Below are 26,889 nucleotides of genomic sequence, written 5' to 3'. Positions count from 1 at the left end.
TGCCATGCGCGACGATGATTTCCCCCGCGAGGGGCCTTCCTACGTGACGGTCTCGCATTCCCATTCGGACGACCCGCGCACCGCCGTGGCGGAAGCGGCGGGCCGGATCAGCCTGCCCGATACCTGTTTCGTGCTGGCCTTCCTGCCCGCGGCGCTGGACTGCGACAGCGTCGCCGAAGCGCTGAACGCCCACCTGCCGGGGGTGCCGGTCTTCGGCTGCACCACGGCGGGCCAGATCACCGCCGAGGGCTATCAGAACGACGCCCTGCTGCTGATCGCCTTCAGGCGCGAGAATTTCCGCTGTTCCTCGGCGCTGTTCACGCCGCTGAAGCCGCTGTCCATCGCCTCGATCGTCGAAACGGTCGGCAAGCGGAATGCCAAGTTCACCCATACCGCGGGCTGGAACCGGCTGGCGCTGGTCTTTGCCGACGGGCTGTCCAAGCAAGAGGACCTGCTGGCCTCGGTGCTGGAATCGGTGCTGGAGGGCATCCCGGTCTTCGGCGGTTCCGCCGGGGACGGGTTGTCCTTCGACCGCACGATGATCCTGCATGACGGCGCCTGTCACGACAACGCTGCCCTGCTGCTGCTGGTGGAAACCAACCTGCAGTACCAGGGCCTCAGCTTCGACCATTTCCTGCCCGCCGGGCGCGAACTGGTGATCACGCAGGCGCTGACCGAGGAACGGCTGGTGCTGGAGATCAACGGTGCCCCCGCCGCGCAGGAATACGCCCGGCTGATCGGCTGCGCGGTCGAGGACCTGTCGCCGCAGGTCTTCGCCGAGAACCCCATGCTGGTCTGCCACAGGAACAACCACTACATCCGCGCCGTCGCGGGCATCCACGAGGCGCAGGCCATGTCCTTTCTTGCCGCCATCGACGACGGGCTGATCATGACGCTGGGGCGCGGCAAGGAGATCCTGCCGACGCTGGAGGCAGAGCTGGACCTGCGCACGCCCGCAGGGGCGCCGCCCGACTTCATCCTCGCCTTCGACTGCGTGCTGCGAAAGCTGGAGATCGAGCAGAAGCAGCTGGGCGCGCAGGTCTCGGACATCTTCCGGCGGCACAGCGTCTTCGGCTTCAATACCTACGGCGAACAGCACCGCGGGCTGCACATGAACCAGACCTTCGTCGGCATCGCCTTCTTCGATCCGGAGGGGAGCCGTCTGCATTGATGAACCTGATCGACCCCGATGAACCGCTGGAAACCCGGCTGGAGCGGCAGAACAAGATCATCAACGCGCTGGTGCGCCGTGCCACCCGGCAGAACGACATCGGCCAGACCGCCTACAGCGCCTTCCAGTCGGCCATCGAGTTGCAGGCGCAGGTCGCCGCCAAGAACCGCGACCTGGAACGCGCGACGACCGAACTGGAAAGCGTCCGGGTCGAACGCGAGCGCACGCGCAAGAACCTCGACGAGGCGCTGTCTGCCATGGGCGAGGGCTTTGCGCTCTTCACCGAGGGGCGGCTGGATGTCTGCAACGACCTGTTCCGCAACATCCTGCCCGACATATCCCCGCGCCTGACGCCGGGGCTGTCGCTGCAGGGCTATTTCGCGCTGATGGGCGACAGCCGGCACCTGGTCTCCACCGACCGGCAGATCGGGTCTACCGCCATGGCCGCCCCCTCCGGTTCGCTGGTGATCGAGCGGACCGGCGACCGCTGGTATCAGCTTTCGGTGCAGCGCACCTCGTCCGAGAACATGATCCTGCTGCTGACCGAGATCACCTCTATCGTGCGGCAGAACCGCAGCGAGAAAGAGCACCTGATCGACAGGCAGGCCGATTATTTGCAGGCGGTCTTCGAGAACATGACATCGGGCATCTGCACCTTCTCGGCAGAGGGTGAGGTGGTCATGCACAACCAGCAGTTCCGGCAATTGTCGGGGCTGCCCTACACGGCGCTGCAAAAGGGCATGACCCTGACGCGGCTGCTGCACCTGCTGTCCAGCCGGGGTTACATCGCGGAACGCGCGCTGTTGCAGGTGGACGTCTGGCGCCAGCGGCTGATGCGGAAGGGCCGGGTGCGGCGGCAGGTGCGCAGCCGCACCGGGCAGGTCTTCGACCTGCAGGCCAACCTTCTGCCCGACGGCGGCTTCATCGTGGAACTGAAGGACGTGACGCTGGAAAACCGCGCCACCGAGACGCTGGAAAACCGCGTGACGGAACGCACGGCGGAACTGACCCGCACCAACGAGCGCCTGACCCAGCAATACGAGGAAAAGGCCCGTGTCGAAGAGGAACTGCGGCTGGCCAAGGAACGCGCCGAGGCGGCGGTGCGCTCGAAGACGCGCTTTCTGGCGGCGGCCTCACACGACCTTTTGCAGCCGATCAACGCGGCCAAGCTGCTGATCGCCACGCTGAAGCAGAACGCGGCGGATACGGTCCACGCGCCGATGATCGACCGGCTGAAGGGGGCGTTTTCCTCGATAGAGCAACTGCTGCACGCGCTTCTGGACATCTCGCGGCTGGACAGCAGCGATCAGGACACGGTGCATCCGACGGTGCTGAGCCTCGGGTCGATCATGCAGGGCGTCTTCGAGGACCAGATGCCGCTGGCCGAACAGCGCGGGGTCGATCTGCGCATGGTGTCCTGCCCGGTGCATGTGCGCTCCGACCCGACCTACCTGCTGCGCTCGGTGCAGAACCTCGTGGTGAACGCGATCCAGTACTCGCAACCCGGCGGGCGCGTGCTGATGGGCTGTCGCAGGCGCGGCGACAAGATAGAGCTTCAGGTCTGGGATACCGGCATCGGCATCGGCGAAGAGGACCAGGGCCGCATCTTCGAGGAATTCGCCCGCGCCGGGAACGTGCCGTCGGGGTCGGGCGTGGGGCTGGGCCTGTCCATCGTGGAACGCACCTGCCGCCATCTGGGGCACCGGCTCTGGATGCATTCCGAGATCGGGGTCGGGTCGGTCTTCTGCATCGAATTCGACCCGGTCGACGGCGCCGACCTGATCCCCGAGCCGCAGCCCGGCCCGGCGGTGATCGGCGACGTGCCGATGGACCGCATCGCGCTGGTCGTCGAGAACGACGCCAACGTGCTCTTTGCCACCACCCAGACGCTGGAGACATGGGGCGCCAGCGTCCTGCCCGCCGGTTCCACCGCCGAGGCCCTGCAGCATGTGCGCGATATCGGCATGGCGCCGGACATCCTTCTGGTCGACTACCAGCTGGACGATCAGGACACCGGCATCGCCGCGATCCGCGCGATCCGGGCCGAAACCGGCGTCGAGGTGCCCGCCATCATGATCACCGCCGACCGGCGCGAAAGCCTGCGGCAGGCCGGGGAAGAGATGGGCTTTGCGGTGATGACCAAGCCGGTGCAGGTGTCACGGCTGCGCCCGCTGATCGAATGGAAGATCCGCGAACACGCGCAGCGCGCCGCCGCCGCTGACGGCAATGCCGGGGGGGACGGCGGGCGCCAGCCGCCCAGCCTTGGCTGAGGACGGCTTGCGGCGAGGCAATGCCAGTGGCTGCGGTTGCGCGGACGACGGGGCTGTCCACGCGCCGCAGCGGAGGCGGAGGGATGGCGGCGCATGCCTCTGGGTGGTGTCGGAAAAAATGCGGGTGACCTGCGGCGGGGGGCGGGCGCGGGCCGCGCCGGTCTGCGCGGCAGGCGCGGTCCCGGGCAATGGATGCAATCGCAGCGGGCCCATCGATAGGGGCGGGGCAATTGCCCGTCGTGACCGGCGCAGCACCCGGAAATTCAGTGAAAACAGGCCTCTAGAGGATCTTCCGGGCCAGCCCCTTTCCCAGGAAACCATGCCGGTGGCCCCCGGTCCCGCCCCTGGCCGCGTCATGCAAACTATAGTCTGCATTGTTCGGTATACCCTGGCCTTCCATAGTGGCTATCAAGGACGTGCCTGCCCCTGAAACCGTGGGCACGATAAGAGGATACAGACGATGAGAACACGCGCCGCCGTGGCCCTCGAGGCCGGCAAACCCCTTGAAATCATGGAAGTCGAGCTGGAAGGCCCCAAGGCCGGAGAGGTCCTTGTCGAGATCAAGGCAACCGGGCTGTGCCACACCGACGAATTCACCCGCTCGGGTGACGACCCCGAAGGCATCTTCCCCGCGATCCTCGGCCACGAAGGCGCGGGTATCGTTCTGGAAGTGGGCGAGGGCGTGACCACGCTGAAGCCGGGCGACCACGTCATCCCGCTGTATACGCCCGAGTGCCGCGAGTGCGCGTCCTGCCTGTCCGGCAAGACCAACCTCTGCACCGCGATCCGCAACACGCAGGGCAAGGGCCTGATGCCGGACGGCACCACCCGCTTCAAGATGCTGGATGGCACGCCGATCCATCACTACATGGGCTGCTCGACCTTCGCGAACCACACCGTGATGCCGGAAATCGCGCTGGCCAAGGTGCGTGAGGACGCGCCCTTCGACAAGATCTGCTACATCGGCTGCGGCGTGACCACCGGCATCGGTGCGGTGATCAACACCGCCGGCGTCGAGATCGGTTCCACCGCCGCGGTCTTCGGTCTGGGCGGCATCGGCCTGAACGTGATCCAGGGCCTGCGCATGGCGGGCTGCGACATGATCATCGGCGTCGACCTGAACGACGACAAGGCGGAGATGGCGAAGAAGTTCGGCATGACGCATTTCGTCAACCCCTCGAAGGTCGAGAACACGGTGCAGGAGATCGTCAACCTGACCAAGCGCGGCAACGACCAGATCGGCGGCGTCGACTACTCGTTCGATGCGACCGGCAACGTCAAGGTGATGCGCGACGCGCTGGAATGCTCGCACCGTGGCTGGGGTGTGTCGGTGATCATCGGGGTCGCCCCGGCGGGCGCCGAGATCAGCACTCGTCCGTTCCAGCTGGTCACCGGCCGGGTCTGGAAGGGCACCGCCTTCGGTGGCGCCAAGGGCCGTACCGACGTGCCGAAGTTCGTCGACTGGTACATGGACGGCAAGATCGAGATCGACCCGATGATCACGCACAAGCTGACGCTGGACGAGATCAACCACGGCTTCGAGCTGATGCACGAAGGCAAGTCGATCCGCGCCGTCGTGGAATTCTGAGGCCGCAATGGAGACGATTTCCGAGAACCGGAGCTTTGACGGCGTGCAAGGTGTATACAAGCACGCCTCTGACGCCTGTGGCTGCGATATGACCTTCGCGGTCTACCTGCCGCCGCAGGCGGCCGAAGCGCCGGTGCCGGTGCTGTGGTACCTGTCGGGCCTGACCTGCACGCATGAGAATGCGATGACCAAGGCGGGCCTGCAGGAACATGCCGCGATGCACGGGCTGGCCGTGGTCTATCCCGATACCTCGCCGCGCGGCGAGGGGGTGGCCGACGATGCGGCCTATGATCTGGGGCAGGGGGCGGGGTTCTACGTGAACGCCACCCGCGACCCGTGGAAGCCGCATTTCCGCATGTACGACTACGTGCTGACCGAACTGCGCGACCTCGTGTCGGGCAACTTCGCGGTGCAGGACCGTCACGGAATCACCGGCCATTCCATGGGCGGGCACGGGGCGCTGACCATCGCGATGCGCAACCCGGACCGGTTCCAGTCTCTCTCGGCCTTCGCGCCGATTGCCAATCCGACGCAATCCGACTGGGGTCGCAAGCAGCTTTCCGCCTATCTGGGCGACGACGAGGCCAGCTGGGCGGACCATGATGCGACGTTGTTACTAGAGGACAAAGGCTGGCAAGGCGATATTCTCGTCGACCAGGGTGGGGCGGATCAGTTCCTTGATCTGTTGAAGCCCGAAGCCCTCGCGGGGATGATGACCCGCCGCCGCCAGCCCGGGACGTTTCGGATGCAGAAAGGCTATGATCATTCGTACTTCTTCGTGAACTCCTTCGCGGGGGATCACGTTGCCTGGCACGCTGAGCGGCTCTACTGAGCAAAACCGGAAATCAGGAAACAGAACATGATCAAGCAAGCAATCGCCGCCAGCCTCGTGACCCTGCTGCCGCTCGCAGTGGCCGCGCAGGAAGGGGATGCCGAGAAGGGCGAGCGGGTGTTCCGCAAGTGTCAGGCCTGCCACGCGGTGGGCGAGGACGCCAAGAACAAGGTCGGCCCGGCGCTGAACGGCATCATCGGCAGCACCATCGCCAGCGTCGAGGGGTTCAGCTACTCCAGCGTGCTGGCCGACATGGGCGCCGAGGGCAAGACCTGGACCGAAGAAGAGCTTGCCGCCTTCCTCGAAAAGCCGCGCGACTATGCCAAGGGCACCAAGATGGCCTTTGCCGGTCTGCGCAAGGAAGAGGAACGCGCGAACGTGATCGCCTATCTCGCCACCTTCTCGGAAGAGGCAGACGGCGGGTCGTGACCTGAACCCTTTGTTCTGCCCGCCGGGGTCTTCCGGCGGGCAGGACAGCATGCGGCGCGGCCTGACCCGTGCCGCTACGCGCAGCTGTCGCGGCAAGATGCAACGCCGCATGCGCCTTGAGCCTTCGGGCAGGCGTTTCGCCGGGCCCGAATGGCCCCGTCCTTCCTGGGGGATAGGTGGCGGGCAGGCATCGCCGCCATCGCGGGCCGCCCGCAAGGCTCTGCCCGGCGCAAGGCGCGTCGGCGCCGAAGCCGCCTGCGACCCGGGCAACAGGGCGCTGATTTCACCGACCTTCTGCCGCAGAGGCAACCGCAGACTCCGCCCCCGGGGCGCTGTCAGCATGATCGGCAAGCGGTCCGGTGCTGCGGAGAGGCATCAGCGTGATGACCAGCAGGTACGGCGCTGCGGAGAGGCTGCGAGTTCCTATGGTGGAGGACAGCGAGGGCCCTGTGCCGCGCGCGGTTGTCCGGGGGCCTGGCTGGCGCAACTGGACAGGGCGCCCGAAGCGGGGCGCATGACCGGGGTGACGGACGTTTGGCGTGTCGGGCCAGGGCCGTTTGCGATTGCTTTTGGGAAGTGGTGCCGCTGAAGGGACTCGAACCCCCGACCCCATCATTACGAATGACGTGCTCTACCAGCTGAGCTACAGCGGCACTGGTGGGCGGCCTCTTAGCAGGCCGCCCGACCAAGGGGAAGGGCTATTTTGCCGCCGTCCGCGCCTGCGGTTCGTCCTCGACGATCTCGGCATCCTCGGCCACCGGGGCTGCCGGGGCCGCCACGGTATCCGCGCCGGGATCGGCGGTCTCGACCTCGATCACGCCGGGCACCTCGTTCTCTTCGACCGGCACGGGGGCTGTTTCGTCGGCGCCGGAGCCGACCAGCAGCGGCAGCATGTTGGCGCCTGCGGGCAGCACCACCTCGGCCTGCGGCGGGGTCTTCCACGACAGCGTGTCGAAGGCCTGGCAGTTTGTGCAGATCGGCGTCCATTCCGCGTGGATCGTGTTGCAGTTGTCGCAGACCCACTGCGGCCCGCGCGGCGCGGTCAGCGCCTTGGCCAGCCAGCCACGCACCACCGCGTCGGACGCGCCCTCGCCCTTCTCGATGGCGGCCATGATCGCCAGAACGCGGGCGTCCGGGTCGGTCTGGGCCAGATCGCCAAGGGCGCGCCGCGCCTCGGGGAAGTGCTCTGCGGCGAGGTTCAGTTCCGCCCGCAGCAGCTTCGTCTCGCGGTGCTCGGGGTTGATCCGGGTGAGATGCGCAAAGCGCTTCACGCGCTCGTCCGGTGTCTCGTTCGGCTCGATGGCGGCGAAGGCGGCGGCCAGATCCGGGTGCGGATGGCTTTCCCAGGCCTTCTTGATGACCCGCACGGCGTTGCGCTTGCGGTCCTGCGCGATGTAGCCCCTGGCGGCCATGGCGGCGGCGGGGATCAGGTCGGGCGAATTGCGATTGGCCTCGATCGCTTGCTCGGCGGCCTTGCCGCTGGCCTCGGCGTCGTCGATCTCTGTCGCCGCCGACAGCGCCAGAACGGCATCGCGGCGCTTGTAGACGTCACGCGGCAGCGAGCCGTGCTTCAGCTTGGCGGTCAACGTCTTGCGGGCCCCGGCCCAGTCGTGCTTTTGCGCCTGAAGCTGTAGCAGCGTGTCCTGCACCTCGGTGTGCTTGGGTTTCAGCGCGAAGGCCCGTTCCGCCAGTTGCAGGGCGGTGTCGGTGTCGCCCGCCGCCAGCTTCTGCTTCATGATCCCGCGCACGCCGACGAAGCGCGTGTTCTCGTTCTTCAGAAGGCGCTTGTAGGTCTCTTCGGCCTTGCGATGGTCGCCCGCCATCTCGGCGGCCTGCGCCGCCACCAGATCGGTCAGCTCGGGCTTTTGCAGGTATTTCTCGGCCCGTTGCGCCTTGGCGATGGCCAGCCGCCCCTCGCCCGAGGCCAGCGCCATAAGCCCCTCGGACAGCGCCTGATAGCCCTTCTTCTCGCGGTTGCGATCGAAGTAGCGCGACAGCGAGGTTTCGTCCCCGTTGATGAACTTCAGCACGGCGATCAGCAGGCCGAACAGCTTGAAGACCAGCCAGACGGCGACGACCAGAAGGATCGCGGCGATCACGGATTGCAGCGGGCCAAGGGTGAATTCCATCCCCGCCACGGTGATCTGCAACCCGCCAGAGCTTTCCATCAGGTAGCCTGCGCCAAGGGTCAACGCGCCCACGAGGGCGACGAACACGACGATCTTTGTGAGTGACCAAAGCATATTATTCAGACCCTTGTTCGTTATCCAAATCCTTGCCGAGCGCCGAAGCGGCATCCAGCGCGTCGCGGCGCAGGGTGGCCTGTTCGGTCCAGCCGGCAAGTTCGGCCTGTGCCTCGGGCGGCAGGGCCTCCAGTTCGGTCAGGGCCGTGGCGATGTCGCCCGCCTTGACCGCCGCCTCTGCCCGGCTCAGCACCGCGTCGGGGTCGTCGCCCTCGCGCGGGGTGACAGAGCGGGCGCCAAGCTGGCTTTGCAGGAAGCCGCCGATACCGCCGCCTGCCTCCGTGTCGGCGGCCCGGGCCGCGCGCAGCGCCGCGCGGGCCGGTTCGGGGAAGCTTTCGGCCAGCGCGGTCACGGTGGGCACGCCGGTTTCGGCGCTGGCCACCAGCGCGTCGGGCACCGAGACGGCGTTTTCCTGAAGCACCGCCAGCGGGTCGGTGAAGGGCCTGCCGTCCTGCGCCCGCGCGGTCAGTTCCGCCAGCGCGGCGCGGCTTTCGGCCAGCACCGCCTTTGCGTCGGCCTGCGCCTCGGCCTCCAGCGCCTCCTGGGCCAGTGCCTCGATCTCTTCGCGTTCGGCGGCGATGGCGGCGCTTTGCCGCGCGATCTCGCTGCGCAGGTTTTCAAGCTCGCGCTCGTAGGCGGCAATCGCCTCGGGCGAGACCGTGTCCGCCACCGGCGCCTTTTCCAGCGCGGTCAGGCGTTCGTCCAGCGCGGTCAGCGCCGTGCCAAGGTCGGCAAGGCCGGTTTCGCCGCTGGCGACACTGTCCTGAAGGCCGGTGATCGCGGTCGCCAGCGGGGCGGTGTCGAGATCGCCCAGGGCACTTTCGGTCGCACTCAGGCGGCTGGAAAGGTCGGACAGGCTGGCGTCCAGCGTGGCAATCCGGTCGCCCTGCGCCTGAAGCGCGGACCGGGTTTCGGCCACGAAGGGGTCTTCTTCCTCGTCGGCACCGAAGCCCACGAAGCCGCCCGCCGCAAAGCCGATCCCGGCGGCGATCACGCCACCCAGCAGCATCGGGACAAAGCCGCCCCTGCGTTCCACCACCGTCTTCTCGATGATCCGGGGTTCCGGCGCCGCGGCAGCCTGGGTGTCGTCCCCGGCCAGGACGGTGACGGGGGGTTCCCCCTCTGCTCCGGTCGCGCTGCGGGGCGGGTCGAGCGTATCGTCCTCGGCGCCGCTGACGGGTTCCTCGGGGGCGGTGTCGGCACCGCCGAGGCTGTCAGAACCCGCGACGGTGTCGCGTCCGACGCCATAGGTGTCCTCGACCGTGGTGGTGCCCTCGGCGGCCAGCGTGTCGGCGCCTGTCACGGTATCGCCGGCCTCCGCTGCGGCGCTGTCCGCCTCTGCAGCACCGGCGTGGCCCGTATCGTCCCCCGCGAGGCTGTCAGAGACGGCGGCGGCGGCTGTGTCCCCGGTCGTGTCGGCAGAGGCCGCGTTGCCGCCAAGGGTATCGGCGGGCTCTGCGGTGGCCGTGACGGTATCCGTGGCGTCAGCGCTTTCGACGGTGTCGGCGGTTTCGGTGGCCCCGAGCGTATCGGGCGCCTCGGCGCCAAGGGTGTCCTCGACCGTGGTCGCGGTCTCTGCGGCGGGGGTGTCGGCGCCGTCAACGGTATCCGGGACAGAGGTCACGGTGTCGTCGCCTGCCGCCGCGTTGCTCTTCTTCGGCGTCGTGCGCCGTGTTGAAGCCGTGCTCCGGCGGGTGCTGCTGCCGGTGCCGCCCTTGCCCCGTGTCGATCGTGCCACGTTCGTCTATCCTTTCCCGCCCGGCCTGTGCTGCCGGATCAATGCTCCCCCGCGCGTGCCCGGCGAAGCAGGTCCGCGACCAGTTCCCGCATGCTGGCCGAGTCGGGCCGCGATGCGATCTTCAGGTCCTGTTTATGCAGTGGCGCAAGCGCCTTGGCCACCGCTTCGCTCATCGCCGCGACAAGAAGCGGCGCCTGAACCTCCAGTTCGGAGAATAATGCGCCCGTGCGCGGAGAAAAGACCGGAGCGACGATGGTCTCGGGTCCGGACAGGGCGGCGCGGGCCTCTGGCGTCGGTGGCAGGGCGGGCTGTTCGTAGAGAATGGCCGTCGCCACGGGCAGCCCGGCGGCGGTCAGGCGCGGCGCGACGTCGCCGCGCGCGTGTCGGCCCCGGATATGCAGAAGCGGGCCGGGCGGGCGGCGCTCTTTCAGGATGGCGATCAGCGTCTCTGCAAAACCGTCGGCGGCAAGGGCCGTCATCCCGGCGGCGCGGGCGGCCTCTGCCGTGGCCTCGCCCACGGCGAAGGCAGGCAGGGGCGGGCCGCCAAGGGCGCGATAGGCGGCGACGCCGTTGACAGAGGTGAAGATCAGCCCCCTGAAGCCGTCCATGTCGGGCAGCGCGCCGGTGGGCGCGATGCCGATCAGCGGCGAGATCACAAGGCGGAAGGGGCCGGCATCCGCCAGCGTGGCGGCAAAGGCACGGGACTGCGCCTCGGGGCGGGTCAGCAGGAGGACGGGCAGGGTCAAGCGGGGGCTCCCGGGATTGTGGGACAGCACCGGCGGTGGTACTCGCTGACGGCAGGCAAGGCAATGGAAGGCCGCATGACCGATCCCCTCATCCTCGGACTGGAAAGCAGCTGCGATGACAGCGCCGCCGCGCTCACGCGCGGGCGCGACGTGCTGGCTTCGGTCGTGAAGGGGCAGGGCGCCCTGCACGCGGCCTATGGCGGCGTCGTCCCAGAAATCGCCGCCCGCGCCCATGCGGAACGGCTGGATCTCTGTGTCGAAGAGGCGCTGGCCGAGGCGGGCGTGACGCTGCGCGCGGTGGATGCCATCGCGGTGACGGCGGGGCCGGGGCTGATCGGCGGCGTGCTGTCGGGCGTGATGCTGGCCAAGGGGCTGGCGGCGGGGCTGGGCAAGCCGCTGGTGGGGGTGAACCACCTTGCGGGCCACGCGCTGACGCCGCGCCTGACCGACGGGCTGGCCTTTCCCTACCTGATGCTGCTGGTCTCGGGCGGGCATTGCCAGTTCCTGACCGTGCGCGGCCCGCAGGATTTCAGCCGCCTCGGCGGCACCATCGACGACGCGCCGGGCGAGGCCTTCGACAAGACCGCGCGCCTCTTGGGCCTGCCGCAGCCCGGCGGCCCCTCGGTCGAGGCCGAGGCGCTGAAGGGCGACGAGAGGCGCTTTCGCTTTCCGCGCCCGCTGCTGGACCGGCCCGGCTGCGACCTGTCCTTTTCCGGGCTGAAGACCGCGCTTCTGCGCCAGCGCGACCAGATCGTGGCGGCGCAGGGCGGGCTGACGCGGCAGGACCGCGCCGACCTGTGCGCCGGGTTTCAGGCGGCGGTGCGCGACGTGCTGGCCGAAAAGGCGCGGCGCGCCATCTCTCTTTACATGGACGAATCCCCCGCATCCCCCGCCCTTGCCGTCGCCGGCGGCGTCGCCGCCAACCGTGCCCTGCGCGGTGCCCTTGAAGCCCTCTGCGCCGAGACCGGCCTGCGCTTTACCGCGCCGCCGCTGGCGCTGTGCACCGACAACGCGGCGATGATCGCCTATGCGGGCGGCGAACTGTTCGCGGCGGGCGTGACCCACGACATGGACCTTGCCGCGCGCCCGCGCTGGCCGCTGGACCGGACCGCGGCGCCGCTGGTGGGATCGGGCAAGAAGGGGGCAAAGGCATGAAGATCGCGATCCTCGGCGGGGGCGCCTTCGGCACGGCCCTTGCGGTCTCGCTTGCGGCCAACGGGCCGGTGACGCTGTGGGCGCGTAACGCGGACGCCTGGCAGGGGCGCCGCTGTCCCAAGCTGGAGGGCGTGACCCTGCCCGACCCGGTGACCCTGACCGGTGACGTGGCACAGGCGCTGGCGGCTGACGCGCTGCTGTTCGCGCTGCCGATGCAAAGCCTTGCGGGGGTGCTGGAGGCCCTGCCCGGCGCGCTGGACGGCAAGGCGCTGGTGGCCTGCTGCAAGGGCATCGACCTGCACCGCCTGACCGGCCCCGCCGCGATCCTGGCAGAGCGCGCGCCCGAGGCGGTGCCCGCCATCCTGACCGGCCCGAGCTTTGCCGCCGACATCGCGCGCGGCCTGCCCACGGCCCTGACGCTGGCCTGCGCCGACGAGGACCGGGGCAAGGCGTTGCAGGCGGCGCTGTCGACGCCTGCGCTGCGGCTCTACCGCTCGCGCGACGTGATCGGGGCGGAACTGGGCGGCGCGCTGAAGAACGTCATCGCCATCGCCTGTGGCGCCTGCATCGGGGCGGGCCTTGGCGACAGCGCCCGCGCCGCCCTGATGACCCGCGGCTTCGCCGAGATGACCCGGCTGGCCGCGCGTCTGGGGGCGAAGCCCGAGACCCTCGCGGGCCTGTCCGGGCTTGGCGACCTGACGCTGACCTGCACCTCGGACCTGTCGCGGAACTACCGTTTCGGCCTTGCACTGGGCCGGGGTCAGGATTTCGACCCCGCCACCACCGTCGAAGGCGCCGCCACCGCGCAGGCCGCCGACAGCCTTGGCCGCCGCGACGGAATTGCGCTGCCCATCTGCGGCGCCGTCGCGCAGCTGACGCAGGGCGGCTTGACGGTGCCCGAGGCCATGGACCAATTGCTGACACGACCGCTGAAGGAGGAATGAGACATGCTCGTCGCCCTGTTCGCCCATGACAAGGACGGTGCCCTGCAGACCCGCAAGGACAACCGGCAGGCCCATCTGGACTACATCGAAGCCACCGGCGTGGTGACGCAGGCCGGGCCGCTGCTGGACGCGGCGGGGGAAATGTGCGGCAGCCTCGTGATCCTCGATGTCGCGGACATGGACGCGGCCCGCAACTGGGCCGATAACGATCCCTACGCGCAGGCGGGCCTGTTCGAAAGCGTCACCCTGACCGAATGGAAGAGGGTGATCGGATGAGCTTCTGGCTCTTCAAGTCGGAACCCTCGACCTGGTCCTGGCAGGATCAGGTCGCCAGGGGCGACGCGGGCGAAGAGTGGGACGGCGTCCGCAACTACCAGGCGCGCAATTTCATGCGCGAGATGAAGGTGGGCGAGCGCGGCTTCTTCTACCACTCGCAGAAAGAGCGGGCCGTGGTCGGAACGGTCGAGGTCATCGCCGAGGCCCACCCCGACAGCAAGACCGACGATCCGCGCTGGGAATGTGTGGACATCAAGGCGGTGCAGGCGGCGAAACGCCCGGTCACGCTGGACGAGATCAAGGACGACCCCCGGCTGGCGGATATGGTGCTGGTGAAGAACTCGCGCCTTTCGGTGCAGCCGGTCACCGCCGAGGAATGGCGCGTGGTCTGCGAACTGGCGGGGCTGGACCCCTAGGGCCCGTCGGGTCGGGGCGCCAAGCCGGGACATCGGGCAGGCCTCTGCCCGGGTGGGCGGTGGCCTTTGCATAGCGGACCTGCCTTGCCCTGCCTTACAGGGGAACGCGCGGGGGCGGGTCGTCACCAGAGGAGGTCCGGCGCCCCCTGCTGCGCCATCCGCCGGAAAGCCGTGCAGAGAGCCCTTGCCTGAAGGCCCGGCGCGGCGTCTACTGGGCCAGGCGGTGCGTGGGAGAAGGTCGATGCTGGACATTCTGAACGTCATACTCGCGACGGTGGTGGCCTTCGGGGCCGGTGCCGTCTGGTACATGAAGTTGGCCGAGCCATGGATGGCGGCGGCGGGCATTCCCAGGGACGCCGAGGGCAGGCCGCAGGGCGGCATGGACCCGAAGGTCATGGTCCTGACCTTCGTCATGCAGCTGGTGGTAGCCGGAATGATGCGCCACGTCTTCGCGCTGGGTGGGATCGACACGGTCGCCAAGGGGCTGGTGGCCGGGCTGGGGATCGGCCTGTTCCTCATCGCGCCGTGGATCGCGCTGAACTACGCCAATGCGATGCGGCCCTTCCGCCTGACGCTGATCGATGCGGGCTATGCGACGCTGGCCTGCACGCTGATGGGGATCGTGCTGACCCTGTTCTAGGGGCGCGGCAATAAAACAGGGAGGTCCGGCCGCACCCGGACCCCCCTGTCCACCCACGTGCTCCCTATACACCACACGTGAAACGGAAAATCGGTTCGGGCCTTCTGGCCGTTGGGTCGGTTGTATCGCGGGCGTGCCCCGGGTGGCAAACGCCAAGTCCTTACAAATTCGCTCAAACCGGCGGCGGGCTTCGAGGGGTCCGCCGTGCTGGCCCTTTGCGGGCCCGAGGGTTTTGGCCGCATCAAGCCGCGACCGGCCCCTGATTGCGTGTTAGGCTGACGCCAATCGAGGTTTGTCAGGAGGCTGTTGGATGTCCGCACCACTCACCATCTGGACGCTGGATTGGGTGCCGGAAGGCCCGCGCGGCTTTGTTCGTGACCTGCGGTTGCGATGGGCCGCGGAAGAGGCCGGTCTGCCCTACGAGGTGCGCAGCGTGCCGTTCGAGGACCGCGAAACAAATCACCTGGATCGCCAGCCCTTCGGTCAGGTGCCCTTCCTGTCGGACGGGGACGTGGAAGTCTTCGAGAGCGGCGCCTGTCTGCTGCATATCGGCCAGAAGAGCGAGACACTGATGCCGACCGATCCGGTCGAAGCATCGGACACAGGGCAATGGATCTTTGCCGCCCTCAACTCGATCGAAATGGTTTCGGTGCCATGGTGGTTTCTGGAAATGAGCGGCGTCGGGGAAAACCCCCTGTCCGGCTGGCTTGGCAGTCGCCTTGGCCAGTTGGAAGACGTCCTGCAACAGCGCCAGTGGCTGGCCGCCGACCGCTTCACGCTTGCCGATCTGTTGATGGCGGACGTCCTGCGCGTCGAGAAGGTGCGGGGCTTCGGTCATCGCCCGGCCTCGGAGGCCTACGTGAGGCGCGTGACCGAAAGGGATGCCTTCAAGACGGCATTGGAGGCGCAGAAGGCTCATTTCGCGGCTGCGGATGCGGCCCGGGCCCAAGCCTCGGCCTGAAGGTCGCAGGCCGCGCAGGGCAGGCGGCAAGGCTGCGGCGGACGCAAAGGCAAAACCTGCCCCCGGACAAGCAAAAGGCCCCGCGCGGGGGCCTTTTGCGTCCGCTGCCGGACTGGTCAGCCGTAGACGGCTTCCTTGCCGAAATGCTTGGTCAGCATGTAGTAGACGACGGCGCGGTACTTGTTGCGCTCGGACTGGCCGTAGGTCTCGATCACCGTGTTGATCGCCTCCATCAGCTCGGGACCGTCGGACAGGCCCAGCTTCTTGACGAGGAAATTGTCCTTCACGGTCTCGATCTCGCCGGGCTGGCTGGCGGCGACGGTCGAGGAATCCGCGTTGTAGATCGCCGGGCCGCAGCCGATCGTGACCTTCGTCAGCAGATCCATGTCCGGCTCCATTCCGCACTTGTCGCGCAGATCCTCGGCGTATTTCTGGATCAACTCGTCCCGTTTTCCCATTGTCCGACTCCCTCGGTCCGTGACGGGGCTTCGCCCCTTTTGCTGTGTGGCTGCCAGTGCGGCAGATGCGGGCAGCCTAGCGGTTCCGACCCTCGTGGCAAGGAAAATGCTGGCGCCGCTTTCCCCGCTGTCAGCCGATCAGGGCCCGCAGGTCGGCGGCGGTCAGGGCGCCGGGCCGCAGATCCTCGCGCAGCATGCGGGCGGCCAGATCCAGCATGGCGGCGTTGGCGGGGGTGGGGATACCGTGCAGCCGCCCAAGCAGGACGATCTCGCCGTTGAGGAAATCCGTTTCCACCGAGCCGGTGCCGCGTTGCAGGCTTTGCGCGGTCGAGCCGCCCAGCGGCGCTTCGCCGGGAACATCGGTGACGTCGAGGATCCCGGCGCGGCGGGGGTCGTCGCGCCCGACGTCCGTCACGGCAATCCCGGCGGCAGTGAGCACGGCCTGCGCCTCGGTCTTCAGCCTTTCGTGCAACCCGCCGTCCCCGGCCCCCGGGCCAAGGCTGGCCATCACGATATTGCCGAGGTTCATCAGAAGCTTGCCGTACTTGGACCGCATGACCTCGGGCTGCGGATAGGCGGCGAAATTGGCGCGGTTCATGGCGGCGCAAAAGGCCGCGTCCGCCGCATCGGTGCCGCCGGGATAGCGGCCCACGTCGAAGATGCCAAAGCGGGGCCGGGCGTGGCAGACCACCTTGCCCGGTTCAAGAAAGGTCGAGGGCAGCAGGACGGTGACGCCGTGGACATTGGCGAACCGGCGCAGGGCGCGGCGTTCGTTCTCGACGCCGTTCTGCAGGCAGAAGACCGGCTGATCGCGGACGCCCTCCGCCACCAGCGCATCCAGCGCGGCCTCGGCGTGCTGGGTCTTCATGCACATCAGGATGGCGTCGTCCGGGCCGAAGGCGATCTCGGCGGGCGCGCCGACACAGTCGAGGCTGTGGGTCTCGTCGATCTCGGGTGTCTTCAGGCGCAGGCCGTGGGTGCGGATCGCCTTCAGCTGCGCGCCCCGGGCGATGCCCAGCACCTCTTGCCCCGACCGTGCCAGCGCCGCCGCGACGACGCCCCCGACGGCGCCCACGCCGTAGACGATGAACCGCATGTCTGCCTCCTGTGCTGTGCGCGGGCAGACTAGGGGCTGGGGCAGCGGGGGCAAGTCATCCCCGGGGCCGGAATGCGAAAAGGCCGGGCGCAGCGGCCCGGCCTGTCCGTAAGATGGGTCTGTGACCGGCCTTTGCCGGTCAGTAGCGGTAGTGTTCCGGCTTGAACGGGCCCTCGGGCGAGACGCCGATATAGGCGGCCTGCTCGGCCGAGAGGGTCGTCAGCTTCACGCCGATCCGGCCAAGGTGCAGGCGCGCGACCTTCTCGTCCAGATGCTTGGGCAGGATGTAGACGCCCGGCTTGTAGTCGTCGCCGTTCTTCCACAGCTCGATCTGCGCCAGCACCTGGTTGGTGAAGCTGGCCGACATCACGAAGGAGGGGTGGCCGGTGGCGTTGCCGAGGTTCAGCAGACGGCCTTCGGAGAGCAGGATGATGCGGCTGCCCGAGGGCATCTCGATCATGTCCACCTGGTCCTTGATGTTGGTCCACTTGTGGTTCTTCAGCGCCGCGACCTGGATCTCGTTGTCGAAGTGGCCAATGTTGCCGACGATGGCCATGTCCTTCATCTCGCGCATGTGCTCGATGCGGATCACGTCCTTGTTGCCGGTGGTGGTGATGAAGATGTCGGCAGAGCCAACCACGTCTTCCAGCAGCACCACCTCGAAGCCGTCCATCGCCGCCTGCAGCGCGCAGATCGGGTCGGCCTCGGTCACCTTCACGCGGGCACCGGCACCGGCGAGCGAGGCGGCAGAGCCCTTGCCCACGTCGCCGTAACCGCAGACCACGGCGACCTTGCCGGCCATCATGGTGTCGGTGGCGCGGCGGATGCCGTCGACCAGCGATTCCTTGCAGCCGTATTTGTTGTCGAACTTCGACTTGGTGACAGAGTCGTTCACGTTGATCGCCGGGAAGGGCAGCTGGCCCTGCTTTTGCAGCTCGTACAGGCGATGCACGCCGGTCGTGGTTTCCTCGGACACGCCCTGGATCGCGTCGCGGGTCTTGGTGAACCAGCCCGGGCTTTCCTTCATGCGCTTGGCGATCTGCTTCTTGATCACCGCTTCCTCTTCGGACTGCGGCACCGGGATGATGTCCTCACCGGCCTCGGCGCGGGCGCCGAGCAGCACGTAAAGCGTGGCGTCGCCGCCGTCGTCGAGGATCATGTTGGCGCCCTCGGCGAACATGAACGACTTGTCGAGGTAATCCCAGTGCTCTTCCAGCGACTGGCCCTTGACCGCGAAGACCGGGATGCCGGCCTCGGCGATGGCCGCCGCCGCGTGGTCCTGCGTCGAGAAGATGTTGCACGAGGCCCAGCGGACGTCGGCGCCAAGGGCCACCAGAGTCTCGATCAGCACGGCGGTCTGGATCGTCATGTGCAGCGAGCCGACGATGCGGGCGCCCGCCAGCGGCTTGCTTTCACCGAATTCGGCGCGGCAGGCCATCAGGCCCGGCATCTCGGTCTCGGCGATGTCCAGTTCCTTGCGGCCGAAACCGGCCAGCGCGATGTCCTTGACGACGTAATCCTGCGACATGAGTCTTTCCTCGAATGGCGTCTCGACCGGATCGGGCCCTCCCGCCGGTCATACGAGGGGGCGCTTATCATCCGGGCGGGTCCGGCACAACGTGCGGCTTTGGCGCAACGGCGGATATTCTCCGGGCAAATCGTGGCGTTTCGGAGCGACAATTGACACCGCAGGGCGATGGCCTATCCAGAGGGGGCAACAGGGCGGGCAGACACCGATGGACTTCGAGCACCGGATCAGCGTGAACGAGCACGGCTTTTATTGCGTGCCAGAGGCCTATGCCAAGCGCGAGATCCCGAAGATCCTGTCGCAGGGCGCGGTCTACGAACCCGCCACCCTGCGGCTGATGGCCCGCCATGCCCGGGGCGGCGACATCGTGACCGGCGGCGCCTTCATCGGCGATTTCTTCCCGGCCCTGTCGCGGGCGCTGGCGCCGGGCTGCCGGGTCGTCAGCTTCGAGCCGAACCCGCTGTCTCGGGCCGCCGCCGAGCGGACCATTGCCCTGAACGGCCTGACCAATGTCGACCTGCACCCGGTCGCCGTGGGCGAAGGCCCCGACCGGCTGAACCTGCAACTGTCCCGGGAGGGCGGCAGCCCCTCCGCCGCCCGCGCAAAGATCGTCGCGGATCCCGATGCCGGAGAGACCACGCCCGTCGAGGTGGTGACGCTGGACAGTCTGGTGGCGCCGGGGCGCATCGTCTCTGTCCTGCACCTTGACGTCGAAGGCCACGAAAAGCCCGCCCTGCTGGGCGCCTCGCGCATCCTGTCGGAGAACCGCCCGCTGATCGTGCTGGAGGCAGAGCGCCCCTGGCAGCGCAAGATGTATGCCGAGTTCCTTGCCGAACACGCGCCGGGCGCGGGCTATACCTTCGCCGGCGGCATGGAGCGCAACGCCTTCTATCTACCCACATCCTGACAGGAGGACACGATGGCCCGTCCCCCCCGCGCATGGCAGCGCATGCTGTCCGGCCGCAGGCTTGACCTGCTGGACCCGACCCCCGTCGATGTCGAGATCGAGGACATCGCCCACGGCCTTGCCTTCGTGGCACGCTGGAACGGCCAGACGAAAGGCGATTTCGCGTTTTCCGTGGCCGAGCACTCGCTGCTGGTCGAGACGCTGTTCGGGCGGCTGGTGCCCAACGCGACCCCGGCGCAGCGGCTGACCGCGCTGCTGCACGACGCGCCCGAATACGTGATCGGGGACATGATCTCTCCGGTCAAGGCGGCGGTCGGGCCGGACTACGGCGTGCTGGACAAGCGGCTGTCGGCGGTGATCCACATCCGCTTTGGCCTGCCTGCGGTGACGCCCGCGCGGCTGAAACGGCAGATCAAGAAGGCCGACAATATCTCTGCCTGGATGGAGGCCACGCAGATCGCGGGCTTTACCCGGACCGAGGCAAACAAGTTCTTCGGGGCGCCGGACGAGGGCATGATCGCCGACCTGCAGATCGTCCTGCGCCCGCCGGTCGAGACCCGGGCCGATTTCACCGCGCGCCACGCGGCGCTTCTGGCGCAATGCTGAGCGTGCGCGCCATGGGCCGGGGCGACGTTCCGGCCTGCACCGACATCCTGAACCACACCATCGCGCTGGGTGGGTCGACCGCCTACGAAGACCCCTTCACGGAACCGGCCTTTGCCGCGCATCTGCTGGAGGAGCCAGCCGTCGCGAACGTCGCCCTTTGCGGCGGGCGCGTGGTCGGCTTTCAGGTCTGTTTCGATCTGGGCGAGGGGCTGTATTCCATCGGCAGCTTCACCGACCGGCAGGCCCCGGTGAAGGGCGCGGGCCGCGCGCTCTTTGTACAGACGCTGGCGGACTGCCGAAGCCGGGGCGGGCAGGCGATCCTTGCGAAGATCACCGCCGATAACACCGGCGGGCTGGCCTATTACGCGGCCATGGGCTTTGCCGACTGGCAGGTGATCGCCGGCGACCACATCCGCAAGGACGGGACGCCGGTGGACCGGATCGTGAAACGCCTGCCGCTGTAGCGGGCGGCGGAGAACCGGATCGCCAAAGGCTTCCCGTCACGGCGGTGATGTGCCGAGAGCGGACCGCATCGTCAGACGCTTTCCGCTGCGTCGCTGTCGGGCCGCCGGTGTGACGGCTCGTGACGCGCTTCACTTGTGTCGCGCGGGCGGGCCCCCGGGGGCTTGGCACCCGGTTGCCGCGTGGCTCAGACCAGCTTGGCGGTCATCTCGACCAGGCGCCTGGCCTGATGCGCGACCGCGGCCTTGCCCTTGTCGTCGAACTGACCGGCCTGCGCCGAATAGCCGTAGGGGTTGCCGCCCGCGTCAAAGATCGACTGGTCGGTGTAGCCCGGCGCCACCAGGATCGCGCCCCAGTGCATGAAGGTGGTGTAAAGGCTCAGCAGCGTGGATTCCTGCCCGCCGTGCAGATTCTGCGCGCTGGTGGTGGCGGTGGCGGTCTTGTTGGCCAGCTTGCCCTCCATCCACAGCGGGCCGAGCGTGTCGATGAAGGCGCGCAGCTGGCTGGCGACCACGCCGTAGCGCGTCGGCGCGCTGAAGAAGTAGCCGTCAGCCCATGTCATGTCATCGGTGCTGACCTCGGGGATATCGGACATCTTGTCGGCCTGCGCTTTCCAGGCATCCTGCCCGGCGACGACCTCGGCGGGGGCGGTTTCCCTGACGCGGCGCAGGCGGACCTCGGCGCCCGCGGCCTCGGCGGCCTTGGCGGCTTCCAGCGCGATGGCGTGGTTGGTGCCGTAGGTGGAATAGAAGATGATGGCGATCTTGGTCATGGTCTCTTTCCCTTGGGTGGCCGTGGTTGCGTTCGATAGGGTAAACATTTGCGCCGCCGTCGCGTTCCTCCAGTCCGAACCTCCGCAGGGGGTCTGTGCGGCGGCGCAGGGCTCTTTTCGCGGGGCCTGCCATGGGCCATATCGGGGGCATGAGCGCGCGCCCCGACACCCCCGACCCCGATGCCGACCAATCCGCCGAGGCCTTCCACCGCATCGCCGAGGCGACGGTGCAAGGCTTCCCCGAGGCCTTCCGCAGGATGGCCGCCTCGGTGCTGTTGCGGGTCGAGGACTGGCCGCCCGAGGACATGCTGCGCGAGATGGGGATCACCGATCGCTATGACCTGACCGGCCTCTACGACGGCATCCCGATGACGGAGAAAAGCTTTGCCGATCCCGCGCCATGGCCCGACACGGTCTGGCTGTTCCGCGAGCCGATTCTTGCGGAGTGGGAGGACCGGGGCGACGTCACGCTGCCCGACCTGATCGCCCATGTGACGGTGCACGAGTTCGCCCATCATTTCGGCTGGTCGGATGACGATATCGCAACAATCGACCGCTGGTGGGAGTAGCGGCTGACGCCGGGACCGCGTGAAACAGGCTTTGACCGGGGTGAATGGCCTTGTCCGCGGGCCGGTTTAGCCGTTCCCGCGCAGGCCATCCCTATGCCCTTGCCCCTGTGCTTGGCGGCGGTCGGCCAGCCCCGGCCCCTTGCCCTGACGGCGCGGGCGCAAGCCTTCAGCCCGGATCGCGCCAGCGGTTGACGATGGGATAGCGCCGGTCGAGCCAGAAGGCGCCCCTGGTCAGCCGTGCGCCGGGCGCCGACTGGAAGCGCTTGTATTCGCTGATGTAAACGAGGTGCTCGACCTTTTTGGCGTCCTCGCGCGCATAGCCCGCCGCCACGCAGTCCTCGATGGAGCCGTCGCGGTCCACGAGGATTTCGAGGATGCCGTCCAGCACCGGGTAGTCGGGCAGAGAGTCGCTGTCCTTCTGGTCCTCGCGCAGCTCGGCGCTGGGGGGCTTGGTGATGATGCGATCGGGGATGACCTCGCCCTCCGGTCCCATCATCCACGCCCGGTGGTTGGCATTGCGCCAGCGGCAGGTTTCGAAGACGCGGGTCTTGTAGAGATCCTTGATCGGATTGTAGCCGCCCGCCATGTCGCCGTAGATCGTGGCATAGCCCACCGCGACCTCGGACTTGTTGCCGGTGGTCAGCAGCATCTCTCCGAACTTGTTGGACAGCGCCATCAGCAGCAGCCCGCGCAGGCGGGACTGGATGTTTTCCTCTGTCAGGTCCGGTTTCAGGCCCTTGAACAGCGGTTCCAGCGTGGCGGTGATGGCGGCGCGGCCCTCGGCGATGGGGACGTAGTCGTAGTGGCAGCCAAGCGCCCTGGCGCAGGCCTCGGCATCCTCCAGCGAGTGCTGCGAGGTGTATTCCGACGGCAGCATCACGCAGCGCACGTTTTCTGATCCCAGCGCGTCGACGGCGATGGCCGCCACCAGCGCCGAGTCCACGCCGCCCGACAGCCCCAGCAGCACCTTGCCGAAACCGGTCTTGCGGCAGTAGTCGCGCAGCGCCTCGACCATGACGCGGTAATCCTGTTCCCAGGCGTCCGGGTGCTTCTGGAACGGGCCTTCCAGCGCGCGCCAGCCCTCGGGGCCGCGTTCGAAATCCACATGCGCCACGCAGGCGTCGAAGACCGGCAGCTGTACCGCCAGCCTGCCGCCGGGGTTCAGCACGAAGGACCCGCCGTCGAAGACCTGATCGTCCTGTCCGCCGACCATGTTCAGGTAGACCAGCGGCAGCCCGGTTTCGACCACGCGGGCCACCATGTGGTTCAGCCGCGTCTCGAACTTGTTGCGGTAGTAGGGCGAGCCGTTGGGCACGATCAGGAACTCGGCGCCGGTTTCGGCCAGCGTCTCTGCCACATCCTCGTGCCAGGCATCCTCGCAGACCGGCGAGCCGATGCGCGTGTTGCCGACGGAATAGGGGCCCATCAGCGGACCGGAGTCGAAGATCCGCACCTCGTCGAAGACGGTCTCGTTGGGCAGGTGGTGCTTCAGCACGCGGCTGACCACCTTGCCGCCGGTGCAGATGTGGTAGGCGTTGAAAAGCTCCGTGCCCTCGATCCACGGGCCGCCGATGGCCAGCGTCGGCCCGTCGGCGCAGTCCTTGGCCAGCGCCTCGATATGAGCGATGGCATCGGTGTAGAAGGCGGGCTTCATCACCAGATCCTGCGCGTTGTAGCCGGTGATGAACATCTCGGGCAGGGCGACCATGTCGGCCCCCGCCTCCTTGCCCTGCCGCCACGCGTCCAGCGCGAGGCCCGCGTTGCCCTTCAGGTCGCCCACGGTGGGGTTCAGCTGTGCCAATGTCAGGCGGAACCTGTCACTCATCGCCTTGTCGTCTCCGGCTTGCCGCATCCCGTCCGACATAGCAGAAGCAGGCGCGGGGGAAACCCGCCTTGCGGGATTGCCCGGTCTGCGCAACGATCCATGCCGAAGAACCTCGACCGGAGAAGACCCGATGTTCCGCCTCGTTTTCCTGCTGATGCTTCTGGCCCTGCCCGTCCGGGCCGAGACGATCACCTATCCGGACGGCACGACCTACGACGGTGCGGTGCGGGCGGGCGCGCCGCACGGGCAGGGGACAATGCGCAGGCCCGACGGTCTGGTCTACACCGGCAGCTTCGCGGACGGGCAGATCCAGGGCACGGGCACGATCACCTACGCGGACGGCACGATCTACACCGGCGCCTTCGTCACCGGCGCCCTGGAGGGCCAGGGCCGCATCGTCTACCCAAACGGCGCCAGTTACGCGGGCAGCTTCAAGGGCAATACCTTCGACGGCTACGGCCAGGCGGCCTATCCGAACGGCATGATCTACCGCGGCGAATTCCGCGCCGGGGTGATCCACGGGCAGGGCTACCTGACCGACCCCTCGGGCTATGTCTACATGGGCGCCTTCGAGAACAACGACCGTCAGGGCGAGGGCTGGGCCTACTATCCGCAGGGCGCCCTGTACCGGGGCCGGATGGAAGCCAACCTGCGCCACGGGCAGGGCCGCCTGCTGATGGAGGACGGCACCGTGATGGAAGGCCGCTGGGAGCGTGGCGAACTGGTCTCTGGCGCGGAGCGCATCGCGCCCGACGTGACCGAGTTCAGCGGCTCGCTGTCGATGAGCGGCGCCTCGGGCGAGTAGCGCCGGACCGCCCACCGCGCCCCCGCCGGGGCAAAAGAGATTGCCCCCTGCCATGGCCTCCTTTACGGTTCGCAAAGGCTTGAAAACCCGGGGAGGCGCGCGGCCAAGGTATGAAAACTCTTAGTCTTTTCACCCTGATCGCGGCGGTTTCGCTGAGCGCGGGCGCGCTTGCACAGGACGAGGGCGTCCAGACCAAGCAATATGACGACGGCGGCGTCTACGAGGGCACCTTCCAGGACGGGCTGCAGCATGGCACCGGCACCTACCGGCTGCCCAACGGCTATGAATACACCGGCGAATGGGTCGAGGGCGAGATCCGCGGCGAGGGTGTCGCGCGCTTCCCCAACGGGTCGGTCTACGAGGGCGCCTTCGCCAAGGGCAAGCCCGAGGGCATCGGCAAGATCGTCTTCGCCGACGGCGGCACCTACGAAGGGTCGTGGCTGGACGGCAAGATCACCGGGCAGGGCGTGGCGGTCTATGCCAACGGCGTCCGCTACGAGGGCTCTTTCCGCAACGCGCTGCACCACGGCAAGGGCGTGATGACCGCGCCCAACGGCTATGTCTACGACGGCCAGTGGGTGAACGGCGTCAAGGAAGGCATGGCGAAGATCGCCTACCCCGACGGTTCCGCCTACGAGGGCCGCGTCGCGGACGGCAAGCGCGACGGCACCGGCACGCTGACCATGGCGGACGGGCTGGTCTATCAGGGCGCCTGGCGCGCCGGGCAGATCGACGGCTCGGGCAAGCTGGTGCAGACCAACGGCGACACCTACGAGGGCGCGCTGGTGGACGGCCGCCGCGAGGGGCAGGGCAAGGTCACCTACGAGAACGGCGACGTCTACGAGGGCGAGTTCAACAACGACCAGCGCCACGGCGAGGGCACCTTCATCGGGGCGGACGGCTACAGATACGAAGGCACCTGGGTCACCGGCCAGATCGAGGGGCAGGGCAAGGTCACCTATCCCGACGGCTCTGTCTATCAGGGCGAACTCAGCGGCGACCTGGCCAATGGCAAGGGCAAGATCACCTACCCGGACGGCGCCACCTATGACGGCGACTGGGTCGATGGCGTGATCCAGGGCAGCGGCACGGCGACCTATCCCAACGGGCTGGTCTACGTGGGCGGCTTCGAGAATGCCCGCAACCACGGGCAGGGCGTGATGACCTTCCCCGACGGCTACCGCTACGAGGGCGCATGGCGCGACGGCCAGCGCCACGGCGAGGGCAAGGCCACCTATCCCGACGGCTCTGTCTATCAGGGCCAGTTCCGCGAGGGCCAGCGCCACGGCAAGGGCACGATCCTCATGGCCTCGGGCTTCACCTACACGGGTGACTGGGACAAGGGCGAGATCAACGGCGAGGGCATCGCCACCTATGCCAACGGCGACGTCTACGAGGGCAGCTTCGTGAACGGCAAGCGGCAGGGCGAGGGCACCATGCGCTACGCCACCGGAGAGCAGGCGAGCGGAGACTGGGTGCGCGGCGCGCTGACCTCTGACAGCGCGGTCCTGACCCCCGCGCCGGGCGCCGAGGGTGAGGCGCCGGAGGGGGAAGAACCGGAGGGTGCGGCGGATCAGTGAGGGGGTAGTGGTTTTGCGACTCTGTTCAACTCACAGAGCGCGCCACGCTTGTGCTTCTGCATAGTAGTGCGATTGCCTTGGCGCTGCAGAAGGTCCGCAGAGCGGACGAAGCTGCCGTTGCAAATACGCACTTCGTAACCAGACTGCTCGGGTAAGCGGCACCGCGACTGCCAAACGCAGGAAGTTCTCCATATGAACGCATTCTCGAGTATCATCGTCTCCAGCTTGCGGGATGAGTATGTCTCAAAGCCCGTAAGAACGCGGCGTGGCTGGATCTCGCTGCCGAACCTGAGGCCTGAGCTCGGTCCTCCCTGGTTGATTGCCTTCAATAATCCGACTGATCTGGATGAGGAGAGGTATGTCTCGCAGTTCTACCGCGATGCCGATCCTGCCACGTCGCGAAGCCTTCACCGATCCTGCAATGGCGTAAGGCTGTTCGGTACGCGTTTCCAGATCCCTGGCGTGAACGTCCTCTCCTCGGACGACAAGGGAGCGGACTTTTTCAACAAACCTGTAGATTTCGATGTGACGTGTGGCCTCGTATTGCCAAAGATGTCACCAACAAACGGCTTTGTAATCGGAACAAGCCATGCGCCCCAAAATCATGGCAGGCTCTCGGTACTGTGGGACATCGTCGAGCCCTGCGGTTCAATCCTCACCGGTTTCTTCGATGAAACGTCTGAAACGGAGAAGACGTTCGAGCGATTGGAGGATTGGCTGGCCTTTCGGGCAGAACAGGCGCAGGCTTGGTATGAGGCCGATGTGGCACGGATGACATGACCGGACAACTTGAGCGGCAGGTCTTGATTTACGTCAAACCGAATGACTGACTGCTTGGCGCGGGGCCGATAGTCTTCAAAGACGGGAATGCG

26 protein-coding genes and 1 tRNA gene are annotated in these 26,889 nt (G+C 67.6%); 18 read left to right on the top strand and 9 right to left on the bottom strand.

Translation table 11 applies throughout. The annotated features are described in order from the left end of the window. The first annotated feature begins 4 nt into the window (after positions 1 to 4). The 5 genes from ACN5KJ_RS05355 (at position 5) to ACN5KJ_RS05335 (ending at position 6,290) form a co-directional block, all read left to right on the top strand. Positions 5 to 1,171, top strand: coding sequence for an FIST N-terminal domain-containing protein (locus tag ACN5KJ_RS05355; protein ID WP_418592450.1), 1,167 nt, complete (start codon positions 5 to 7; stop codon positions 1,169 to 1,171). Then, entirely contained in the window at positions 1,171 to 3,441 is a 2,271-nt protein-coding gene (locus ACN5KJ_RS05350; protein ID WP_418592448.1) for a PAS-domain containing protein, read from the top strand. The genes ACN5KJ_RS05355 and ACN5KJ_RS05350 overlap by 1 nt, the downstream gene beginning before the upstream one ends. Before the next feature lie 460 nt (positions 3,442 to 3,901). Next, positions 3,902 to 5,029, top strand: a complete 1,128-nt coding sequence (locus ACN5KJ_RS05345; protein ID WP_418592446.1) for an S-(hydroxymethyl)glutathione dehydrogenase/class III alcohol dehydrogenase — start codon at positions 3,902 to 3,904, stop codon at positions 5,027 to 5,029. 7 nt (positions 5,030 to 5,036) lie between these two features. Next, positions 5,037 to 5,861, top strand: a complete 825-nt coding sequence (gene fghA / locus ACN5KJ_RS05340; protein ID WP_347166235.1) for an S-formylglutathione hydrolase — start codon at positions 5,037 to 5,039, stop codon at positions 5,859 to 5,861. Positions 5,862 to 5,888: 27 nt separating this feature from the next. Next, positions 5,889 to 6,290: a cytochrome c family protein gene (locus ACN5KJ_RS05335; protein ID WP_347166234.1), complete on the top strand. Its 402-nt coding sequence runs from the start codon at positions 5,889 to 5,891 to the stop codon at positions 6,288 to 6,290. Positions 6,291 to 6,867: 577 nt separating this feature from the next. Here ACN5KJ_RS05335 and ACN5KJ_RS05330 read toward each other — a convergent pair. The 4 genes from ACN5KJ_RS05330 to ACN5KJ_RS05315 form a co-directional block, all read right to left on the bottom strand. Then, a tRNA-Thr gene (locus ACN5KJ_RS05330) sits at positions 6,868 to 6,943 on the bottom strand. A gap of 45 nt (positions 6,944 to 6,988) precedes the next feature. Beyond that, positions 6,989 to 8,533, bottom strand: coding sequence for a heme biosynthesis protein HemY (locus ACN5KJ_RS05325; RefSeq protein WP_418592445.1), 1,545 nt, complete (start codon positions 8,531 to 8,533; stop codon positions 6,989 to 6,991). A gap of 1 nt (position 8,534) precedes the next feature. Then, positions 8,535 to 10,271, bottom strand: coding sequence for a COG4223 family protein (locus ACN5KJ_RS05320; RefSeq protein ID WP_418592443.1), 1,737 nt, complete (start codon positions 10,269 to 10,271; stop codon positions 8,535 to 8,537). 38 nt (positions 10,272 to 10,309) lie between these two features. After that, positions 10,310 to 11,017, bottom strand: a complete 708-nt coding sequence (locus tag ACN5KJ_RS05315) for a uroporphyrinogen-III synthase (protein WP_347166231.1) — start codon at positions 11,015 to 11,017, stop codon at positions 10,310 to 10,312. Positions 11,018 to 11,092: 75 nt separating this feature from the next. Here ACN5KJ_RS05315 and tsaD point away from each other — a divergent pair, with 75 nt between their 5' ends. From tsaD to ACN5KJ_RS05285, 6 genes are all read left to right on the top strand, one after another. Continuing rightward, positions 11,093 to 12,172, top strand: coding sequence for a tRNA (adenosine(37)-N6)-threonylcarbamoyltransferase complex transferase subunit TsaD (tsaD, locus tag ACN5KJ_RS05310; protein WP_418592441.1), 1,080 nt, complete (start codon positions 11,093 to 11,095; stop codon positions 12,170 to 12,172). Then, positions 12,169 to 13,116 (top strand): NAD(P)H-dependent glycerol-3-phosphate dehydrogenase, encoded by a 948-nt coding sequence (locus ACN5KJ_RS05305; protein ID WP_418592440.1) that lies wholly within the window; start codon positions 12,169 to 12,171, stop codon positions 13,114 to 13,116. The genes tsaD and ACN5KJ_RS05305 overlap by 4 nt, the downstream gene beginning before the upstream one ends. Positions 13,117 to 13,119: 3 nt before the next feature. Continuing rightward, a complete protein-coding gene (locus ACN5KJ_RS05300; protein WP_418592439.1) occupies positions 13,120 to 13,392 on the top strand; it encodes a YciI family protein in 273 nt (90 codons plus the stop codon). Continuing rightward, a complete protein-coding gene (locus ACN5KJ_RS05295) occupies positions 13,389 to 13,808 on the top strand; it encodes an EVE domain-containing protein (RefSeq protein WP_418592438.1) in 420 nt (139 codons plus the stop codon). The genes ACN5KJ_RS05300 and ACN5KJ_RS05295 overlap by 4 nt, the downstream gene beginning before the upstream one ends. 244 nt (positions 13,809 to 14,052) lie before the next feature. After that, complete coding sequence (locus tag ACN5KJ_RS05290) at positions 14,053 to 14,448, top strand: DUF1761 domain-containing protein (RefSeq protein ID WP_418592930.1); 396 nt, start codon at positions 14,053 to 14,055, stop codon at positions 14,446 to 14,448. A 310-nt stretch (positions 14,449 to 14,758) separates the two neighbouring features. Beyond that, positions 14,759 to 15,409 carry a glutathione S-transferase family protein gene (locus ACN5KJ_RS05285; RefSeq protein ID WP_418592437.1) on the top strand — a complete coding sequence of 217 codons (651 nt, stop codon included), beginning with the start codon at positions 14,759 to 14,761 and terminating at the stop codon, positions 15,407 to 15,409. A 116-nt stretch (positions 15,410 to 15,525) separates the two neighbouring features. Here ACN5KJ_RS05285 and ACN5KJ_RS05280 read toward each other — a convergent pair whose 3' ends face one another. The 3 genes from ACN5KJ_RS05280 to ahcY all read right to left on the bottom strand — a co-directional run bounded on the left by ACN5KJ_RS05280 (position 15,526) and on the right by ahcY (position 18,491). Continuing rightward, positions 15,526 to 15,867 (bottom strand): DUF2853 family protein, encoded by a 342-nt coding sequence (locus ACN5KJ_RS05280; RefSeq protein ID WP_347166226.1) that lies wholly within the window; start codon positions 15,865 to 15,867, stop codon positions 15,526 to 15,528. A 130-nt stretch (positions 15,868 to 15,997) separates the two neighbouring features. Beyond that, positions 15,998 to 16,963 (bottom strand): ketopantoate reductase family protein, encoded by a 966-nt coding sequence (locus ACN5KJ_RS05275; RefSeq protein WP_418592435.1) that lies wholly within the window; start codon positions 16,961 to 16,963, stop codon positions 15,998 to 16,000. A gap of 139 nt (positions 16,964 to 17,102) precedes the next feature. Next, complete coding sequence (ahcY, locus tag ACN5KJ_RS05270) at positions 17,103 to 18,491, bottom strand: adenosylhomocysteinase (protein ID WP_418592433.1); 1,389 nt, start codon at positions 18,489 to 18,491, stop codon at positions 17,103 to 17,105. A 208-nt stretch (positions 18,492 to 18,699) separates the two neighbouring features. Between ahcY and ACN5KJ_RS05265 the strand changes: the two genes are divergently transcribed. Genes ACN5KJ_RS05265 through ACN5KJ_RS05255 form a run of 3 tightly spaced genes read left to right on the top strand, consistent with a single transcriptional unit; the run spans position 18,700 to position 20,468 of the window. After that, positions 18,700 to 19,398 (top strand): FkbM family methyltransferase, encoded by a 699-nt coding sequence (locus ACN5KJ_RS05265; RefSeq protein WP_347166224.1) that lies wholly within the window; start codon positions 18,700 to 18,702, stop codon positions 19,396 to 19,398. Positions 19,399 to 19,410: 12 nt separating this feature from the next. Next, the gene (locus ACN5KJ_RS05260) at positions 19,411 to 20,004 is read left to right on the top strand and encodes a hypothetical protein (protein WP_418592431.1); all 594 of its coding nucleotides are present in this window, start codon (positions 19,411 to 19,413) and stop codon (positions 20,002 to 20,004) included. Next, positions 19,998 to 20,468: an N-acetyltransferase family protein gene (locus ACN5KJ_RS05255; protein ID WP_418592430.1), complete on the top strand. Its 471-nt coding sequence runs from the start codon at positions 19,998 to 20,000 to the stop codon at positions 20,466 to 20,468. Before ACN5KJ_RS05260 ends, ACN5KJ_RS05255 begins: the two co-directional genes overlap by 7 nt. A 185-nt stretch (positions 20,469 to 20,653) precedes the next feature. On the opposite strand, the gene wrbA is transcribed toward ACN5KJ_RS05255, so the two are convergent. Then, positions 20,654 to 21,238, bottom strand: coding sequence for an NAD(P)H:quinone oxidoreductase (gene wrbA, locus ACN5KJ_RS05250; RefSeq protein ID WP_418592428.1), 585 nt, complete (start codon positions 21,236 to 21,238; stop codon positions 20,654 to 20,656). Positions 21,239 to 21,369: 131 nt separating this feature from the next. On the opposite strand from wrbA, the gene ACN5KJ_RS05245 reads away from it, so the two are divergent. Next, positions 21,370 to 21,807, top strand: a complete 438-nt coding sequence (locus ACN5KJ_RS05245) for a metallopeptidase family protein (protein WP_418592427.1) — start codon at positions 21,370 to 21,372, stop codon at positions 21,805 to 21,807. 166 nt (positions 21,808 to 21,973) lie between these two features. Here ACN5KJ_RS05245 and ACN5KJ_RS05240 read toward each other — a convergent pair whose 3' ends face one another. Then, positions 21,974 to 23,632, bottom strand: coding sequence for an NAD+ synthase (locus ACN5KJ_RS05240; RefSeq protein ID WP_418592425.1), 1,659 nt, complete (start codon positions 23,630 to 23,632; stop codon positions 21,974 to 21,976). 130 nt (positions 23,633 to 23,762) lie between these two features. On the opposite strand from ACN5KJ_RS05240, the gene ACN5KJ_RS05235 reads away from it, so the two are divergent. The 3 genes from ACN5KJ_RS05235 (at position 23,763) to ACN5KJ_RS05225 (ending at position 26,797) form a co-directional block, all read left to right on the top strand. Next, on the top strand, positions 23,763 to 24,437 hold the full coding sequence (locus ACN5KJ_RS05235) for a hypothetical protein (protein WP_347166219.1): 675 nt from the start codon (positions 23,763 to 23,765) through the stop codon (positions 24,435 to 24,437). A gap of 110 nt (positions 24,438 to 24,547) precedes the next feature. Continuing rightward, on the top strand, positions 24,548 to 26,017 hold the full coding sequence (locus ACN5KJ_RS05230; protein WP_418592423.1) for an MORN repeat-containing protein: 1,470 nt from the start codon (positions 24,548 to 24,550) through the stop codon (positions 26,015 to 26,017). Positions 26,018 to 26,209: 192 nt separating this feature from the next. Next, positions 26,210 to 26,797, top strand: coding sequence for a hypothetical protein (locus ACN5KJ_RS05225; protein WP_418592421.1), 588 nt, complete (start codon positions 26,210 to 26,212; stop codon positions 26,795 to 26,797). Positions 26,798 to 26,889: the final 92 nt, after the last annotated feature.

The sequence above is a fragment of the Ponticoccus sp. (in: a-proteobacteria) genome, assembly GCF_048381735.1.
The sequence above is the reverse complement of the archived record's forward strand: the minus strand, read 5'-3'. Positions and strand labels throughout refer to the sequence as shown.

Excerpts from the sequence above, each read along its gene's own strand:
- ACN5KJ_RS05355 (WP_418592450.1), top strand. The coding sequence starts at position 5 with ATGCGCGACGATGATTTCCCCCGCGAGGGGCCTTCCTACGTGACGGTC.
- ACN5KJ_RS05350 (WP_418592448.1), top strand. The coding sequence starts at position 1,171 with ATGAACCTGATCGACCCCGATGAACCGCTGGAAACCCGGCTGGAGCGG.
- ACN5KJ_RS05345 (WP_418592446.1), top strand. The coding sequence starts at position 3,902 with ATGAGAACACGCGCCGCCGTGGCCCTCGAGGCCGGCAAACCCCTTGAA.
- fghA (WP_347166235.1), top strand. The coding sequence starts at position 5,037 with ATGGAGACGATTTCCGAGAACCGGAGCTTTGACGGCGTGCAAGGTGTA.
- ACN5KJ_RS05335 (WP_347166234.1), top strand. The coding sequence starts at position 5,889 with ATGATCAAGCAAGCAATCGCCGCCAGCCTCGTGACCCTGCTGCCGCTC.
- ACN5KJ_RS05325 (WP_418592445.1), bottom strand. The coding sequence starts at position 8,533 with ATGCTTTGGTCACTCACAAAGATCGTCGTGTTCGTCGCCCTCGTGGGC.
- tsaD (WP_418592441.1), top strand. The coding sequence starts at position 11,093 with ATGACCGATCCCCTCATCCTCGGACTGGAAAGCAGCTGCGATGACAGC.
- ACN5KJ_RS05305 (WP_418592440.1), top strand. The coding sequence starts at position 12,169 with ATGAAGATCGCGATCCTCGGCGGGGGCGCCTTCGGCACGGCCCTTGCG.
- ACN5KJ_RS05300 (WP_418592439.1), top strand. The coding sequence starts at position 13,120 with ATGCTCGTCGCCCTGTTCGCCCATGACAAGGACGGTGCCCTGCAGACC.
- ACN5KJ_RS05295 (WP_418592438.1), top strand. The coding sequence starts at position 13,389 with ATGAGCTTCTGGCTCTTCAAGTCGGAACCCTCGACCTGGTCCTGGCAG.
- ACN5KJ_RS05285 (WP_418592437.1), top strand. The coding sequence starts at position 14,759 with ATGTCCGCACCACTCACCATCTGGACGCTGGATTGGGTGCCGGAAGGC.
- ACN5KJ_RS05280 (WP_347166226.1), bottom strand. The coding sequence starts at position 15,867 with ATGGGAAAACGGGACGAGTTGATCCAGAAATACGCCGAGGATCTGCGC.
- ACN5KJ_RS05275 (WP_418592435.1), bottom strand. The coding sequence starts at position 16,963 with ATGCGGTTCATCGTCTACGGCGTGGGCGCCGTCGGGGGCGTCGTCGCG.
- ahcY (WP_418592433.1), bottom strand. The coding sequence starts at position 18,491 with ATGTCGCAGGATTACGTCGTCAAGGACATCGCGCTGGCCGGTTTCGGC.
- ACN5KJ_RS05265 (WP_347166224.1), top strand. The coding sequence starts at position 18,700 with ATGGACTTCGAGCACCGGATCAGCGTGAACGAGCACGGCTTTTATTGC.
- ACN5KJ_RS05260 (WP_418592431.1), top strand. The coding sequence starts at position 19,411 with ATGGCCCGTCCCCCCCGCGCATGGCAGCGCATGCTGTCCGGCCGCAGG.
- ACN5KJ_RS05255 (WP_418592430.1), top strand. The coding sequence starts at position 19,998 with ATGCTGAGCGTGCGCGCCATGGGCCGGGGCGACGTTCCGGCCTGCACC.
- wrbA (WP_418592428.1), bottom strand. The coding sequence starts at position 21,238 with ATGACCAAGATCGCCATCATCTTCTATTCCACCTACGGCACCAACCAC.
- ACN5KJ_RS05245 (WP_418592427.1), top strand. The coding sequence starts at position 21,370 with ATGGGCCATATCGGGGGCATGAGCGCGCGCCCCGACACCCCCGACCCC.
- ACN5KJ_RS05240 (WP_418592425.1), bottom strand. The coding sequence starts at position 23,632 with ATGAGTGACAGGTTCCGCCTGACATTGGCACAGCTGAACCCCACCGTG.
- ACN5KJ_RS05235 (WP_347166219.1), top strand. The coding sequence starts at position 23,763 with ATGTTCCGCCTCGTTTTCCTGCTGATGCTTCTGGCCCTGCCCGTCCGG.
- ACN5KJ_RS05230 (WP_418592423.1), top strand. The coding sequence starts at position 24,548 with ATGAAAACTCTTAGTCTTTTCACCCTGATCGCGGCGGTTTCGCTGAGC.
- ACN5KJ_RS05225 (WP_418592421.1), top strand. The coding sequence starts at position 26,210 with ATGAACGCATTCTCGAGTATCATCGTCTCCAGCTTGCGGGATGAGTAT.